This window comes from Enterococcus sp. CWB-B31 (assembly GCF_020567645.1).
Classification (GTDB): domain Bacteria; phylum Bacillota; class Bacilli; order Lactobacillales; family Enterococcaceae; genus Enterococcus_L.
Window position 1 is genome coordinate 13,610 of sequence record NZ_JAJDJW010000025.1, and the last position, 16,631, is coordinate 30,240.

Sequence of the window (16,631 nt, forward strand, 5' to 3'; positions counted from 1 at the left end):
CGGATAAACGGTGTCCCAGTCTTTGTATACTTCTGTGGTTAGCTCTCTCCTATTTAAAAGTATTCATGAGAACATCATTTCATATATGGCTATCTCTTTGTACATGAAATAAATTCGGACAAACTTATTCCCTTCAGAGCATTGTATAACATTCTTTAAGATTATTTTCTAATACAGAAAAGTCTTGTATCTACGAGTCTCACAACACAACACTACACTTCGTTTCGATCTCATCAATTTCTAAACGGCAAAGCCATTAAGAATTGAAGGACTTCGTTTTGATCTCATCAATTTCTAAATGGCAAAGCCACTAAGAATTGAAGGACCTTGTTCGATTCTCAATACAAATGCGTCTGTTTGAAAAAGCGTTGACATGTCTTTTATGCCCACCTAAGATATGCGACGAGTAACCGCAGGAGCACTTGTACGAACTTAATTGCGACGAGTAACCGCAGGAGCAGATGATTCATGTTATCTACTTGGTTCTCAGCGATAAACACTTTTGTTATCCCCTCTTTTTTATAAGCATTTATTTACATTGATAGTGTAAGGTACGATCCAGCTCATCCATAGCTGAAATGCGCTTTTCCATCATAGAATCTGTGTAAGTATCCAGGGTCATTTTTATTGAGGCATGCCCTAAAAGACGACTTAAACTAGCAATATCAACTCCCTGCTCCAAACACCTTGTTGCAAAGGTATGCCTAAGTGCATGAAATGGAATAGCAGGTAATTTCGCTTCTTTCAAAAGCTTACTGAAGCGATAACCAATGACTCTCGGTTCTGCCAGTTTTCCTCGACAAGAAATTAAATACTCACCCTGCTCTTCCATTCTTTTTTCTAAAAGATATCTTCTTAAATTCGCTGGAAGAGGAATTATTCTTGAAGACTGGCTTGTCTTGGGGGTTCCGACAAATAATTTAGTTCTTTTCTCACTTGAATCCATATCCGTAATTCGAGAAATTGTTCGATTCACGTAAACTAAATTTTCTTCAAAATCAATGTCTGACCATGTCAATCCACTGATTTCACCAATCCGCATTCCTGTATAAAGAGCCAGTATTACTGCTGAACACCCTTTCTCTTGAAAAGCCTGCATTTCCAATGCCCTTTGCTCTTTTACAGATAAAGACCGTACACGCTTAGCTTGACCCTTTGGCAAGACAACTGCAGTTGCAGGATTTTTAGAAATATTTCCTGCTGCTTCTGCTTGTATTAGTGCTTTTTTGACAAGAATAAAAATATTTTTAATAGAACTCGCTGCAAGTGGTTTGCTTTGGAGAACATAAATAAAATTTTGCAGCGTATTTTTATCTATTTTGTGTAGTCGTAAATCACCTAATTCAGGCAAGATAAAGCGATGAACTAAATGAAGATATTTGGAATAGGTCGTCGGTTTTACGCTCTTCTTTACTTCCTCATTCATCCACTGGCAGATCCAATCACCAAAAGTCACATAATAAAGGTTGAAACTTTTTCTAACATGCAAGTGATTTGCCTTTAGTATGGTTAACTTTTCCTTAACATCAGAGTATTTTCTTCCGTAAACATAGCCATACTTAGCCTTATTATCAACACGAGCCTTAATATAACGTCCCTCCCAACGACCATCTTTTCTTTTATAAATATTTTCACCTTTTTTAGGCATCTAAATTTCTCCTTCGCTATTCCTTTTTTGACGGATTTTTTGACGGCTAAAGAATGAACGTCTTAAACGTATGTATTTTGTTATTTCCATACTTTTTTACACCATCATTTGGTTCATTCCTGAAATTAAATTCCGTTCTTTTTTTATCTCTACGTCTTTTGTTAAAAAAACAGAAAAAAATGATAAAAAAACGATAGATAAAATATTGACTCTAACGATTCACTCCGCTAGAATATGTAAAGAAGCAAAAAAACGAAATAATTTTTAGATTTTTAAGATAAAATTCCTCATTTCTATAAAATGACGAAAAATCCGGTTCCTTTCTAACAGTTATTTATATCAACAATAAACAAGCCTACCAAGACATCAATCGATGTCTCTTTTTCACATGTCTTTGAAATAATAAAGATAAATTATCTCGAATATTCTTTTCCTTTTTCTACTCACTTCATGTTTTTCATTCATTTATTATATAAATATAACAAATAAACGATATAAATATAAGACCATTCTTTATATTTTTTCTTCTAAACTATTTTTTCTTCTTTAAGTTCCTGCTGCTGCCAGTATTACTGAAAAAATTTATGCCTAATTCACTAGCTAAGGTTCGTATTTTTTCCTTCTATTATATAGTAGAACGTTAACCAGTTATTTCATCAAGTTCTGAAAACAGAATCCAGACATTCAAGATCTAAGTATATTTACTATTCGATAAAAGAATATACACTCCTCTAACTGCTTTTTTTATTCCTTTTCCTTCTCAGCTTTTTTAGACACTCTGAATTGCAAAAAATGCATCTTCCAACATTTTCTCGCCGTATCTTCCAGTCTACAAACTCGAGGGACGTTGGTCTTCCTGTCAAAACATTGGTGGATTTAGACCCGTTTAATCCAGATTGTGATAAAGTTGCTGAGATAAGTAGAAAGTATCAGGTTACGAGTTATCATGTGTTTTCCCTATAATCTTCTACCGTTCATTGTCGAAACTGTGTGCCACTGTTCGATATTCCCGGGAAGAGTGTTACTGGAAATGTTGCATTAGTTTGTTATTTGTAATACTATTTGACTCCCTGAACAGCCATTCATCGAAAAATATAATTTTTGAGCAGGGCTGCTCAATGAGAATGTCTTCTGAAATTAGAACATTGATTACTCAGAATAACGGACAGATTTATGATATTTATGTTAGAGGGATTGCTTCTGCTTTTACCAAAGGAAAGTTGGAGATTTAAACAAAAAAACAACTGAATTTCTGAAAAGCAGATGATCACTTACTCATCCTAACTTTTACTAAAACTCAGTCATTTCTTTTTGTATTTGATTTTTAAAAATTTATTGCTTATTTTGGAAGATCAAACTCAACAGAGGATCGTTTGAAATCTTCACTGTTCACCAGATTTAGTTTAAGACCAAAATCCTTCTCACGCCAAATCTTTTCATACTGCTCCTGGTCCATGGCAAACACCTGTAAAAGTTCTTTTTGCTTTCCTGGTTCTATTGTTTGAGTAGTATAGCTTAGCAGCATGCCTTCACTGAGAATTCTCTGAGAACCGTTATTCACTGTCAGTACAGCTGAAGTGCTGCTCATAGAAATAGGCTTCTCTCCCTGATTGTCTACATCAAATTTCACTGTCAGCAGTACAACTCCATTTTCAAAATTACTGAAACGAGCCGCTTCCATTTCATTTGGCTCAAAGAATGTAAACTGGTATTCTGACAGCGTTGCATCAATCCCGTCAACACTTTCAGTTTTACCGATATCTTTCTTCTCTTTATCCAAAGTTTTTGTTCCCATGTCATCTGTACTTGCTTTATCCTGCAAGAAAGATGAATTCGCACTAGCTGTATCTTCTCCATCTGCAGTTACTGTTAATTGAATTTTCTGATTCGTTCCGACACTATCCTCAGCAGAGAATGACTCGGCCTTTGTAAAACCTCTTGGCACATTCATTGTGACTATACCTAAATCACTAATAGTGTCCAAAGCGTTTTCATCAAAAATGTAGTTTAATGTGGCGGTCACTGTTTCGCCGGCACCAACCTCTCCTTTACTTTTCACAGACATTGCGCCATAGTTATCATCAGAATCTTCGACAACTGTCCGATTATTAGTATAAGCTTTTGTTGCACCTGTAAATGTCATATCTGGTACAGTTGGATAATATAATGTTTTATCACTGTTATTTGTAATAGATATCGTCGCCAGCATAACTGCTCCTCTTACTGTCTGACCTCCAAATGGAATTTCAAAGTCCGAATCAAAATCAGTAAATTCAACCAAATCATATTCATCAATGGAAAGAGTCAAGTCTTCTATCTCAACTGTCACAGGCTTGGTCTGAGAATACAATAACTCGGCAGTATCTGCTCCCAAATATTCCTCCATCATTTCTGCCCGTTCTGACAATTTAGATGTACTTGAACTATTCTTTTTAATGCTGCTTGATTCTGTCGTTGATTCTTCAATTGAACTTGAATTGGACACCTCTTCAGTTGACGCCTGCGAGGACGACTCTTTCGTTTCTTTTTTCCCATTGTCGCATGCCCCTAAAACAACAGCAGACAACAAGAGTGCCAAAATAATTTTTTTCATTCTACATCTTTCCTTTTTTATTTTTTTGAAAAAAGGGAAACCCTCAAATATTCCACCAACAATAAAAAAATTTGATCGTCTTTTTACACCTTCTTCCTTTAAAAAGTATAGCATAGTTGAAATATAGGAATATCTCGATTTTTTTTCCAAATGAATACTTTTGTGAGAAAAGAATAATAAATTTTAACTTAGCATTTATTTCCAATGGTTTTCAGCATATATAGATCACATAAGTAAAAGAGGGAATCCAAAGGGGTGGAAAATTCTCTATTTTACCATTTGAAATATAATTCGCCAACAACACGCTGCCTTCAACCACTTCGCTGATTATTATTACAAACTAAAAAACAACCTATTCCTAAAAAGGAAAAGGTTGCCACAGTTGCCTGCATGAACAAGCTTCTGAAATGTATGCATTCCATGACTAGGAATCATACAAGATACGCTTATGCGTATACGGCCTCCAACGACCAATAAGGACGAATCCTTATAGCTAGATTATACCACAGACCAGATAAAAAATGAGTCTTATATCTGGCTTATTTGAGGTGTCCTTTATTTGATAGACAAGTGACATAATGGAACTGCCAAGTTTTTTCAAGTATTTATTATTTTCTCCTTGACTAATCGGAGGAAATAGACGGTTATTACTTGTCTCAGGTTGGCAATGCTTTTTCAAATAGACGTGTTTGTATCGAGAATCGGACAAGGTCCTTCAATTCTTAATGGCTCTGCTATTTAGAAATTGATGCGATCGAAACGAAGTCCTTCAATTCTTAGTGGCTTTGCCATTTAGAAATTGATGCAATCGAAACGAAGTGTGGTGTTGTGTAGTGAGACTCGTAGATACAAGACTTTTCTATAGTAGAAAACAAGCTGACAGGATGATATGCAACGCTCTGAGGGAAATACAGGGGCAAACAATTGTGTTCATCGCTAAGAGGTTGCTGGATGAATGTGGAAGTATTCAGAACCTAGCAGGAGATAGCTAATCACAGAGCATATAAAGACTGAAGCTCCGTTTATTCAATTTTAGGGAGTGTAACATAAATATGTCACACCCCCTGCTGCCCCAGTTTTACTGTTCCTTCACACTCTTTAAAATGTAATACCCTTTATCCTTCGAAACGATCTCTACATTACCAAAAATTTCATTCATTTTCTTCTGAGCACTCGGTGCTCCTTGTTTCTTTTGAATCACCACAGTTAATGTACCGCCCGGAGTCAATAATGGCTCTGCTTCACTTAAGATTGTATGAACCACCTGCTTTCCGGCTCGGATGGGGGGATTGCTGACAATCGCTGCATACTGCTTGTCATGAAGCGTTTCATAAATATTTGAAGTATGAATATCGACTGTCTCAATCTGATTCTTTGCTGCATTTTCAACAGCCAGCGAAACCGCACGCTGATTGATATCAACCATTTCAACAACTCGTCCAGAGGCATAAGCTAAAGCCAGACCAATCGGACCATAGCCGCAGCCAACATCCAAGATTTTCCCTTCCGGGAGTTCCTGCCAGTTAAAAGAGTCAATCAATACTCGTGAACCATAATCCACACCTTTGCGGGAAAATACACCGCTGTCAGTGATAAAATGAAAATTTCGTCCTGCCAGCTCAAAAGACCATTCGTCTAATTCATGTGCACTATCTGGATTTTCTGTATAATAATGATTTGTCATTTCACTTCGTTCCTTTACTGAAAAGTCGAGACAACAACTACCGTCCCGCCTGATATTATTTAATCTGCAGCAATCTTCTCCCTTAAAATGCAATCTGCATAAGTAAGATAGAAAATGGCGCTGATTTCTCTAAATTATTTTACCCGTTTTCCTTTTATTTCACGAACAATTAAAGCAGCCAGAAATTCATAGCCCACCTCTGAAAAGTGCAATCCATCCGGTTGTAAAAATTCATCTGTTCCGGGATAAACCGTCATCGCATGGTATATATCAACTACAGGTACTTCCTGCTGCTCACCAATTTCCTTTGCTTTCGCCACAAACCGGCGAATTTCCTCATCCTGTCTGTCCGGCTGTCTTGCTGAATCAACAAATGGCGGTGTAAATAAAACCACTTTTTCCTTTCCAATACTGTTGATCATCTGAGACAAATTTTCGCCATACTCCTGTACATCAATCGGACGACTATCAGAACAATCATTTGCTCCGAAGAAAATAGTAACCATATCCGGCTCTTTACTGAGCACATCTTTTTCCATGCGTTTCAAGCCGCCGCTTGTCGTATCTCCCGGAATCCCGGCATTAATAATTGCTATATCCGTAATCTTCTGGGCCTCCAGCCCTTCTTTCACCAAATTAGTCAAGATCGGCGAAGCGGGTTCATCAAAAAAGCCAGCTGTGATGCTGTCACCAAACAATACAAGTTTTGCCATAAAATGTCCACCTCTTCTGTATCTGTCGAATTTTCTTCAATCGTTTTCGAGGATTGAAACTCGATGGTTTTCTTGCTGATTTCCTTATTTAGGCATTGCGAAAAAGTAGCTTTCAAAAGCTCTTTCATTTCTTTGCTTTTTCCTATCCGTTCCTTAATCATACCATTTGAAAAAACTTTTGCCCAACAAACATTTCTTTTCCGTAATTACTGTGTAGCAGCTATAGAATTATGTTAAAATAGGCAAAGTAAAGCATGTCACTATCGTTGGAGGATCTAATGGATGAAAAAATGAATTACTATCGTATTCCCCGCGAGGAATGGCAGGGATTCTACCGAAATGGAGAAGCCCCGCTGACTGAAGAAGAATTGGATAACATTAAAGGGTTTAATGATCAGATTTCATTAAAAGATGTTGAAGATATTTACGTCCCTCTAACCCATCTGATCCACCTTCACATGAAAGAATTTGAATCTCTGACGCTGAGTAAGGGATTATTTTTGCATAGATATGTTCCTGTGCCTCCTTTTATTATTGGAATTGCAGGAAGTGTCGCTGTTGGAAAAAGCACTACTGCCCGGCTGCTGCAGACGATTTTAACACGTATTTTTAAGCGGCGAAATGTTCAGCTGATTACAACTGACGGTTTTCTTTATCCAAACAGGGTATTGGAAGAACGCGGAATCATGGATCGAAAAGGATTTCCTGAGAGCTATGATATGGAAAAACTAATTACATTTCTAAATCAAATAAAAAATGGCGAAGACGATATTCATGTTCCTACCTATTCTCACAGTGTTTATGATATTATCGAAGGGGAATATGAAATCATCCGTCAGCCGGATATTTTGATTGTGGAAGGGATCAATACCTTGCAGCTTCCCGCTAACCAGCAGATCTATGTCAGTGACTTTTTTGACTTTTCTGTTTTTGTGGATGCAGAACCCAGACTGATTGAGCAATGGTATCTGGAACGCTTTGGCGCCTTGCTGGATACGGCTTTTCTAGATCCAAACAACTATTACTATCAGTATGCAATCGGCGATCGAAAAGATGCTTTTGAGATGGCTCGAGGTGTCTGGAAAAGTGTCAATTTGAAAAACCTTGAAGAATACATCTTGCCTACCAGAGGAAGAGCTGATATCATACTCCATAAAAAAGAGAAGCATATCATTGATGAGATCTATTTGAGAAAATACTGAGGATGTAACACTCCAGTTTTCTTCTAGAACAATGAACAACACTTTGCATTTAGAGAGAATGAAGCAACTGCGGCAACTATAGGCCTCAGCCTTCCTGATTTACTGGTGCAGGCTCTTCGCTGGCAGTTTAGCAGCAGAATTGCCGGCTTCCTCTATATCACTTCTCTTTATATAAAATTCTAATAGATAGGGGTAATAAATGTGACAAACGTTGCCGAAATGACAGACGTTGAAAAAATTATTGTATTGGACTATGGCAGCCAGTATAATCAGTTAATCACCCGCCGAATCCGTGAATTCGGTGTGTTTTCAGAATTATTGAGCCATCGTGTAACTGCTGCAGAGGTTAAAGAAATTGCACCAAAAGGAATTATTCTATCAGGCGGTCCCAACAGTGTGTATGATGAGGATGCATTCCGCATTGATCCGGAAATTCTTGAACTGGGCATTCCCGTTTTAGGAATTTGTTACGGCATGCAGCTGATGACTTATTGTCTGGACGGAAAAGTTGAATCAGCAAAAAATCGTGAGTACGGAAAAGCTGAATTAGAAGTGACTGCAAAAGACGCTGTATTATTTAACGGCCTGCCTTCACCACAGACGGTTTGGATGAGTCATGGCGATTTAGTGACTGAGCTGCCAACTGGTTTTGAACTGGTTGCCACAAGTAAAGACTGTCCAATTGCTTCCATTCAGGATACAAGCCGGAATTTTTACGGTGTACAGTTTCACCCGGAAGTCCGTCATTCTGAATATGGAAATGATCTGCTTCGCCGCTTTGCATTTGATGTATGTCACTGTTCAGGCGACTGGTCAATGGAAAACTTCATTGAAATGGAGATTGCAAAGGTTCGTGAAAAAGTCGGTAACCGCAAAGTATTGCTAGCACTTTCCGGAGGCGTGGATTCAAGTGTTGTCGGCGTGCTTCTGCAAAAAGCAATCGGTGATCAGCTAACTTGTATCTTTGTAGATCACGGACTGCTTCGTAAAGGCGAAGGTGATCAGGTCATGGATATGCTGGGAGGAAAATTCGGCTTAAACATCATCCGTGTTAACGCACAGAAACGCTTTCTGGATAAGCTGGCAGGCGTTGCCGATCCGGAAGAAAAACGTAAAATTATCGGAAACGAATTTGTCTATGTCTTTGATGATGAAGCAACCAAACTGAAAGGCATTGACTTCCTTGCACAAGGAACACTTTATACAGATGTGATTGAAAGCGGCACTGAAACAGCTCAAACCATTAAATCCCACCACAATGTGGGCGGTCTGCCAGAAGACATGCAATTTGAATTAATTGAACCATTAAATACATTATTTAAAGATGAAGTACGCGCACTTGGAACAGAGCTTGGAATGCCTGACAATATCGTTTGGCGGCAGCCATTCCCAGGACCAGGACTTGGTATCCGTGTGCTGGGGGAAATTACCGAAGAAAAACTGGAAATTATTCGCGAATCGGATGCAATCCTTCGTGAAGAAATCGCCAGTGCCGGCTTAGACCGAGACATTTGGCAATACTTTACTGTTCTGCCGGGCATCCGCAGCGTCGGTGTAATGGGCGACGGAAGAACCTACGATTACACAGTCGGTATTCGTGCAGTAACTTCAATTGATGGAATGACCGCAGACTTTGCCCGTATTCCATGGGATGTACTGCAAAAGATCTCTGTACGTATCGTAAACGAAGTCGACCACGTAAACCGAATCGTGTATGATATTACGAGCAAACCACCAGCAACGGTGGAGTGGGAATAAAGAGCCAACATAACATGAATGGGGAATGCCGATAAATCAACGTTTTACAACTTATGAAATGCTTGATTTTCATTAAAAATGATACGGTTCCCTACCATTTTCCCTACCAAAACCCCCTGTCAGGATAACGCTTGACAGGGGGTTATTTTTTGTAATCCTACTTTTTTCTTAAGACCTGGTTTGGTCACGCTTAGTTTCATGAAGTTTCAAAACACTGCAATACGAGGGTTTTTCTTACGTCCACTATTCACTTAATTTCAGACAATTTAAATAGGGTTCATCCCAAAGGTGGGGATTTACACTAAAAATCCGCAAGTCATAGGTGTTATTTTAATAAAATTCTATCCAGCTTACCTATTCATCTTTTTATGATTGTTTGATACCATTTATTAAATGGATCTAGGAATTTTTCTTCATCCAACCACATTGACGTATTCAAATCATATTTATGTATATAATTATGTGTTATACCTGGATCAAACACTCCCCCAGAGATATCATTATCAGCTATAATAAGCATTGGTAAGTCAAATGCAAATGCTATCGCAGCCTCTATTTGATTCCATGGAGTAGGTAATTTTTTATTGATAATTTCACATTCCTCAGTTGTATCGTGTTTTAGAATACCTTTTTTTACGTAAGTCTGAGGAAAACCTAATATTATTGCGCCAACACAGTTACTCATTTCACTTTTCACTGCAACCAAAGGAGAATCATTGGTAAAAGTATTAGCACCTATTGTCACTGTTTCTATGCTTCTGTTTCTTAAAAAGATATCTAGTTCATTTATTACAAGCTGATTATTTTTAGATAAATTTGTAGGTCTACTTAAAAATACTTTCAAGACATCACTTCCTTATAAAAACAAATATTTGTTTGCTATTCTTATACAGCATAAGCCACCCAATTTTCCAATGAATCTCTACGGTTTGAAATTACGGAGATTCCTAAGTTTGTTATTAATGTACTTGTGCTTTGCGTAATCTTTATAGCAACAACGGGTTTACCTATTGAAACCGCAAATTTTATTTCTTCAGATGCTATACCTCCACTATTTGCTGGTCGATTTGAGCAAACAACAAAACTAGCATATTTAATTTGTTTCTGAATTTGAGGATCAACATTATATCGATAATCTATACTATCCATTGGCGATACTTTAGGAACAGAATAGTTTCTTACTATAAATTTTGTTCTATCTAATAGCCCGCTAATGTCATTAAAATCCTCGTTATTCCATCTATGTGGTATAAATACATTTTTCATTTTATTCTCCTTCTCATTTTAAATTAAGATTATTTATACTTTAGTCTTTTTTTGGTTTAATAACAGGTTTTACTGTTTTAGGTTTTGGAATAGAATGTTCACTTTTTTCAGGCTTATACCCTCTATTCAGAGGACCGCTCTTTTCTTTAAAATTTTTTTTATTTTCTAGCATTTATAGTTCTCCTTCTTCACTGTGACAACAATAAATTGTCAAAATGTCCTTTTCATAAATCAACATACCTGAATTTATAGACTCATTAAATTCATTTGAAGTAAATACATTTTCAATATAAATATCATTACTACCTTCTTTGTTCGAAGAAATAAAAGATTGATCACCTACAAACCCATAGATATTAGTATAATCTCTAAGTGTTATGATAAGATATGCTCCACCTACTTGGGTAATATTATAAAAAATATAATCCCATGATGTTTCAGTTAAATGCTCCTTACTCAATCCCATTGCATTCACTAATCTCTTTCCATATGAACTTTTATATGCCCACATGATCAACGCCCAGATAAACAGTGGCATCATCAAGCTTCTAAAAAAAGAAATAAGTATTATATTATTGATTAAATATTGTCCGAAAATAATGTAAAAGATCTTATCTACTGAAGTAAATAATGTTATATTAAGCAAACTAAAAATAAAATAATTTAGCAGAGCAGTACTTAATGTATTTCTTTTTAAATATAACGAATTTTCAATCAGAGTGTTTATTAAAAATCCAGGTATCAAATATGATATTGTTAAAAAAAATACTTCTTCTGATGTAACTACCATTTTCTGCTCCTTTACTCAGAATAGTTCTATCTTTTATATTCTTTTTTCATTTACTAACTTCCAATAAAACTCTCCTATAACTGTTAATTTGCAGCTCTTTGATTCCATAGCAGCAAAATACATATGTTCTGTTCCTACGGGAACAACGAGATTTAACCTATTGTACTTCTGTAAAATTGAAAATACTTCATTATTTTTTTTATCTGGATTTTCACTATCAGGTTCAAATGATGGATCTAATTGAATCTCAAAACTATCAGAAAATAATTCTGTAATTTTTTTTAATTCTATCAGACTAATAGGTGCTTGAGTTCTTCTCATGCACACGAAATTTTTAACATTCGTTTTAAATACAGGTCTCTGCTCCCAGTCTCCCAAAGATTGATCTATATGTGCATAGATACTCCCCGGAGAAACTTCTCCTAATAAATTGGAAGCAGAACCATTTAAAGCATCAATAAACAATTTTGTAAAAAGTCCTCCGTCTTCCCATTCAACTGAAGCTTCGCTTTTTTGTGATGCAGTTAGAATAGTGACACCTTCATTAATTGTTACAACATTAGAATCAACATCAAGGTTTCCCATATTTCCCGAATAGCAAGTATCTAATATTATGATTTTATTCCTAACTCTTGATTTATTAACAATAGTTAGTAAATCTATCATTGGAAATCCATCATCACCTGTTTTACAATCAGAAGTAAGTAAATAACCACCAGTATTTTCAATGTAGCCATGCCCAGAAAAATAAAATAAAGATATATCGTTATCATCATCGAACAAATCATATACCAATGACTTTAATTGATGTCTAGACAGTTCACTTTCTTTATCAATCACCGGATAAAGTTTAACATCAAAATTTTTAGTTCCATCACTATTATCTGAAAGAACAGAACTCACACTATAAGCATCAGGTACGCTCCCTTTAAGATTACCGATTTTATCATAATAGTTAAATCCAACTACTAATGCTTTTCTTCTATTCATCCAATTCCCACCTTCCTTACTTATTTATATATATATCTAAAATAATACAATACTAAAAATCACATAGATAATTTTTTATATCTAAGAATTAACAAGAAAAACACCATCTATACAACACTTATTCTCCCTTTATTATATCACAGTCTACATTTTCTGCTATTATCTCTATAACATTTCTCGGATAGTCCCTATAATTTCACAAAATTTCATGTTTTTCTGATAATTTTTGTGGAAAACTATATTCTCCTACTTGAAATGACATATCATAATTACTGATGAAATATTCTTCATATGAATTACCAAACTCATCAACCAATTCATTCCCAACCAAAATTTGTTTATACACTTGTTCTAAATCTTCATCAGAAAATGGGAAGTGAAGATATACACCAACTAAATACTCTTCATTATAAGCTTTTAAATTAGTTAGATATATCCAATAATCCCTTTTACCTCCCATTCTTTTACCATTTGCTGCCATCATCATTTGTTCCGTTACTAGCTGAGTCATATTTGACCACTCCTTATTGTTTTTTTGAACCATTCCATTTTATTTAGAGCCGAGGTGCAGATTGTAAAGAAGCATTCTTTACGAACTTGCTTTTTGATTTAGTTTTTCAAAATCTCGTTTCAATTTTGAAATGATGGTTCATTTTGCTTTTTCGTGTCGGTGCAATTTATACGAAAGCTTATCAATAAGTTTCATTATTCAGGGTGAACGAATAGTATGAGTTCATGAATGTTTGACAAAGCAATGTTCTTTTGTAATGGAAAGGGGTAAATTTTTAAATTTGAGTGGCCTGCCCGACCCTTGCAGTGAAAAAAGGGCATTGCTAAATTGCTTAGATCAAGCTATAAAGCAAAATAAACCTTTCATCAAATGAAGTTAATATGGAAAAATAATGCTGTTTACCTGTTGTTTTCACAAATAAAAAACCGTCAAAATTGATGGACCACAAGATCCATCAACAGTGAAGTATGGGTTAACAGTTGTCATAATAACTGACAAAATCACAGGTGTACAATATCTTTGTGTCACAACAGATAGTTCAGGTACCAATATTACACCGCTATTAGATTCTGGTGGTCAACCAATGATTAAGAAAAATGATGTGTGACCCTATTTGCGACACATTTATTACAGACTACCTACCTCACATCCTAAAAAATTGAACAATACCAAGAAAAAGCTCTCAAAATGAGAGCTTTTGTCTTACACCAATTTAGTTAGCCATCAACATATAAACCAAGTACCATGTAATCACGATTTCCATTCAACATGATTGCATTAAGGCCTAAACTGTTTTTCCAATTTTCAAATAGTTTTTCAGCTAATTGTTTACCTGAAATAATTCCACCAAGTGCAAACTGTGAAGCAATATTTTCACCTGCACTACTAAGATCACCTAGTCCCCATACACCTGTCAATTCTTTATTCGCTTCACTGACAGCTTCCATGTAAGAATTACCATTTGGTCGAGTATGATCAAAGTTTTCAACTAGTTCAGGGGCTCGAATCTCAGATGCGGCTTGTAAAACATCATGATTTTCTACAATTCCTACTCCATTTTCTGTACGATAATCATTAAATAACCTCATAAATTCTTCTTGAGCAATTCTCATTTATTCTGCATTGTATACATGCTTATAAACGTGGTTACGCAAAGAACCAAATTTGTGTAAATGTATTCTTCCGAAATAATTCAATGGTGCAAAACCCTTATAAATCAATCGTATTCATCAAATCAATTAATTTATTTTGTGAGGCATCTAATTTATCTGCTAAATCCGTATTCACTTGATTATAGGCCTCTTTATCCGCAGCCTCTGCTAACTTGTTAAAATAATCTGCTTGAATTTCATTATATTCTTTCAACGCAGCCTGTAGTTCAGTAAGCTCTTTTACTTTTTCTTCATCTGCGTCCAATTGAAGCTCATCCATTTTTTTAGCTTCCGCTTCCCAAGCTTTGTACTCGTCAGAATTAATAACATCCTGGGCATGCTGACTTACCACTTCAAAATCATCCGATTGCCCTTCTGACTGCTTCATCATCAATGCCTGTTGCTTCTCGAAATATACCTCAGTAAGTGCAACAAAATCTTCTGCTGATGCTTTTTTTGTTTCACCACTACCTGCCATGCTGCTTTCATCTTTACTCACATCATTACTTGCTCCGCAACCTACCATTCCGATAGTCAACAGTGTTAACAAAAATCCTACAAATAATTTTTTCTTCACTTTAATTTCCCCTTTTTCATCAGATTAATTCATTATCTATTATGAAGATGCTATTCACAGGCTGGATTAACCTTGATAAATAACAACTATTTTATAGATTAATGATACTTTATTGGCAGGTGAAATTCATTTACACTTAACACTCATTTGTCTATTGTTATCAAGAAACACTATGATTAATTCTCACAAATTAGTGAGTATCCTAAATCTGTTTTGAATTTTTGTACAAGCTATTTAAAGAATCACTCAACATTTTTAGGATGCTCTCCGAAATGAATGCTACAGATTGTTGGAATCCTTCTTGAAACCACTTCTCTATAATTATGGCTACTCCTTTTGTCATATATGAAGCGTAGTAATCCAAATCTCGCTTAGAAAATTTTACATAAAAAATAGTCGGTAACACTCGGATAAAATGATCAAAATACACAGCATACAGTTCATCCATTAACTCCACATCGCTATTTTTATTCATCAACATTTCTATTACCTCTTTCCGTTCATAAAAATAACCAGTGATTTCTAATACATTAGGCAATAAGCGCTCAGTTATTTCTGACTTTGATTCCATATCTATCGTCAGTAAAAAAGTAGCATTCTTCTTTTGAATTTGTTTAAATCCTTCGATAATTTCTTCTAATAACGATTCAATCACTTCATATTTGTTTGCGTAATAATTATAGAATGTAATCCGACTAATAAAAGCTCGCTTAGCAATCTCTGTCGTACTGATCTTATCAATCTGCTTTTCTTTTACCAGTTCTATAACCGCATTTTGTATAACCCGTTTCATTTGCATGTTAGCATTCCTTTTCTACCATCTTTGAGATTTTAGTATACCGATAAATAATTCATGGGACAAGGTAAAATTAATACCTCCTCTCATCACATAATCTTGCCTCTAACGCATCTAGAGGTTGACATAAGTTTTGTATTTCTAGCTTATTTCCAGTCATAATTCTAAACGACTTTGAATTTTTATTTAATTTGTTAAATTAAGCTGGATAATTGTTTCTCATTTACGTAACTCAAAAATACTTTTAATGGTGTTCGGTAATTTAAGGATTTTCTTGGTATGTGATTTCATTTGGAAACAACAGCCGCAACAAAAGCTTGGTCAACTTGATTAAAATCCATCGTTTTAGGTAACCCATCTTTACATAGCAGTCCATTAGAATGCTCGTTTAGCCTACGTTGTGACAGTGTCCCAGAGTCTGCAAAATAAATAGAAATATCGTTGGAATTACTTATGCTTTTCCAGTTTGAAAATTCCTTTCCACAGTCAAAGGTAATGGATTTAAACAAGTTTCGAGGACTATTTTGTAGCCATTCAGTTGTCGTTTTTTCAATATTTGTCAACTTTTTTTCTAAAAACCATAAGAACAAGAAGAATTGACTTTCGCTTGCAGTTTACAATCGTATATGCATTTCAGATATTGAACGGGAAAAAGAAACATTTCAATCGACAACATAAAAAAAATTGCTTACACTTTAGATATAGAAACATATGAATTATTGATAAAAATAATTAACTACAAAAAATGAAAATAATGACAGGAGAGATTTTTATGTCAGAACAAGATTTTTTTAATTATTTAACACTTGCTTTAAAAAACTTAGGAAGTGAGGTTGTGACAGAAGTGTTCTGTCTCAAGAAATAAGTCGGAATATACGAAAATAGCTACTCATATTTTCAGTATAGTTCGACTTATTTCCGAAGAGACAACTTCTGGAACACCGTTTATTCG

16 protein-coding genes and 2 pseudogenes are annotated in these 16,631 nt (G+C 35.4%); 4 read left to right on the forward strand and 14 right to left on the reverse strand.

The window, feature by feature from the left end:
* Positions 1–529: 529 nt before the first annotated feature.
* A complete protein-coding gene (locus LI954_RS15320) occupies positions 530–1,648 on the reverse strand; it encodes a tyrosine-type recombinase/integrase (protein WP_202068242.1) in 1,119 nt (372 codons plus the stop codon).
* 1,339 nt (positions 1,649–2,987) lie between these two features.
* Entirely contained in the window at positions 2,988–4,241 is a 1,254-nt protein-coding gene (locus tag LI954_RS15325; RefSeq protein WP_229444904.1) for a DUF5068 domain-containing protein, read from the reverse strand.
* Between the two features lie 223 nt (positions 4,242–4,464).
* Between LI954_RS15325 and LI954_RS16250 the strand changes: the two are divergent.
* Positions 4,465–4,718 (forward strand): annotated as a pseudogene (locus LI954_RS16250) (IS110 family transposase); the annotation flags it as partial.
* Between the two features lie 601 nt (positions 4,719–5,319).
* Here the strand turns inward: LI954_RS16250 and LI954_RS15330 are convergent.
* Entirely contained in the window at positions 5,320–5,925 is a 606-nt protein-coding gene (locus LI954_RS15330) for a class I SAM-dependent methyltransferase (protein WP_229444906.1), read from the reverse strand.
* 134 nt (positions 5,926–6,059) lie between these two features.
* The gene (locus tag LI954_RS15335) at positions 6,060–6,638 is read right to left on the reverse strand and encodes a GDSL-type esterase/lipase family protein (protein ID WP_229444908.1); all 579 of its coding nucleotides are present in this window, start codon (positions 6,636–6,638) and stop codon (positions 6,060–6,062) included.
* A gap of 278 nt (positions 6,639–6,916) precedes the next feature.
* On the opposite strand from LI954_RS15335, the gene coaA reads away from it, so the two are divergent.
* Positions 6,917–7,840, forward strand: a complete 924-nt coding sequence (gene coaA / locus LI954_RS15340; RefSeq protein WP_229444910.1) for a type I pantothenate kinase — start codon at positions 6,917–6,919, stop codon at positions 7,838–7,840.
* A 201-nt stretch (positions 7,841–8,041) separates the two neighbouring features.
* Positions 8,042–9,598 (forward strand): glutamine-hydrolyzing GMP synthase, encoded by a 1,557-nt coding sequence (gene guaA, locus LI954_RS15345; RefSeq protein ID WP_229441422.1) that lies wholly within the window; start codon positions 8,042–8,044, stop codon positions 9,596–9,598.
* 358 nt (positions 9,599–9,956) lie between these two features.
* Here guaA and LI954_RS15350 read toward each other — a convergent pair whose 3' ends face one another.
* The 6 genes from LI954_RS15350 to LI954_RS15370 all read right to left on the reverse strand — a co-directional run bounded on the left by LI954_RS15350 (position 9,957) and on the right by LI954_RS15370 (position 13,155).
* On the reverse strand, positions 9,957–10,442 hold the full coding sequence (locus tag LI954_RS15350) for a hypothetical protein (RefSeq protein WP_229444911.1): 486 nt from the start codon (positions 10,440–10,442) through the stop codon (positions 9,957–9,959).
* Positions 10,443–10,483: 41 nt separating this feature from the next.
* Positions 10,484–10,864, reverse strand: a complete 381-nt coding sequence (locus LI954_RS15355; protein ID WP_229444913.1) for a hypothetical protein — start codon at positions 10,862–10,864, stop codon at positions 10,484–10,486.
* A 40-nt stretch (positions 10,865–10,904) separates the two neighbouring features.
* Entirely contained in the window at positions 10,905–11,036 is a 132-nt protein-coding gene (locus LI954_RS16180; protein WP_267491515.1) for a hypothetical protein, read from the reverse strand.
* Positions 11,037–11,654: a DUF6338 family protein gene (locus LI954_RS15360; protein ID WP_229444915.1), complete on the reverse strand. Its 618-nt coding sequence runs from the start codon at positions 11,652–11,654 to the stop codon at positions 11,037–11,039.
* 33 nt (positions 11,655–11,687) lie between these two features.
* Positions 11,688–12,644: a caspase family protein gene (locus LI954_RS15365; RefSeq protein ID WP_229444916.1), complete on the reverse strand. Its 957-nt coding sequence runs from the start codon at positions 12,642–12,644 to the stop codon at positions 11,688–11,690.
* Between the two features lie 196 nt (positions 12,645–12,840).
* The gene (locus LI954_RS15370) at positions 12,841–13,155 is read right to left on the reverse strand and encodes an antirestriction protein ArdA (RefSeq protein ID WP_229444917.1); all 315 of its coding nucleotides are present in this window, start codon (positions 13,153–13,155) and stop codon (positions 12,841–12,843) included.
* 460 nt (positions 13,156–13,615) lie between these two features.
* Between LI954_RS15370 and LI954_RS16395 the strand changes: the two genes are divergently transcribed.
* Complete coding sequence (locus LI954_RS16395) at positions 13,616–13,762, forward strand: DUF6440 family protein (protein ID WP_420705992.1); 147 nt, start codon at positions 13,616–13,618, stop codon at positions 13,760–13,762.
* 109 nt (positions 13,763–13,871) lie between these two features.
* On the opposite strand, the gene LI954_RS15375 is transcribed toward LI954_RS16395, so the two are convergent.
* The 4 genes and pseudogenes from LI954_RS15375 to LI954_RS15390 form a co-directional block, all read right to left on the reverse strand.
* Entirely contained in the window at positions 13,872–14,243 is a 372-nt protein-coding gene (locus LI954_RS15375) for a CAP domain-containing protein (protein WP_229444918.1), read from the reverse strand.
* A gap of 121 nt (positions 14,244–14,364) precedes the next feature.
* Entirely contained in the window at positions 14,365–14,883 is a 519-nt protein-coding gene (locus LI954_RS15380) for a hypothetical protein (protein WP_229444919.1), read from the reverse strand.
* A 202-nt stretch (positions 14,884–15,085) separates the two neighbouring features.
* Positions 15,086–15,682, reverse strand: coding sequence for a TetR/AcrR family transcriptional regulator (locus LI954_RS15385; RefSeq protein ID WP_229444920.1), 597 nt, complete (start codon positions 15,680–15,682; stop codon positions 15,086–15,088).
* Between the two features lie 191 nt (positions 15,683–15,873).
* A pseudogene (locus LI954_RS15390) lies at positions 15,874–16,248 on the reverse strand (IS30 family transposase); the annotation flags it as partial.
* Positions 16,249–16,631 lie beyond the last annotated feature (383 nt).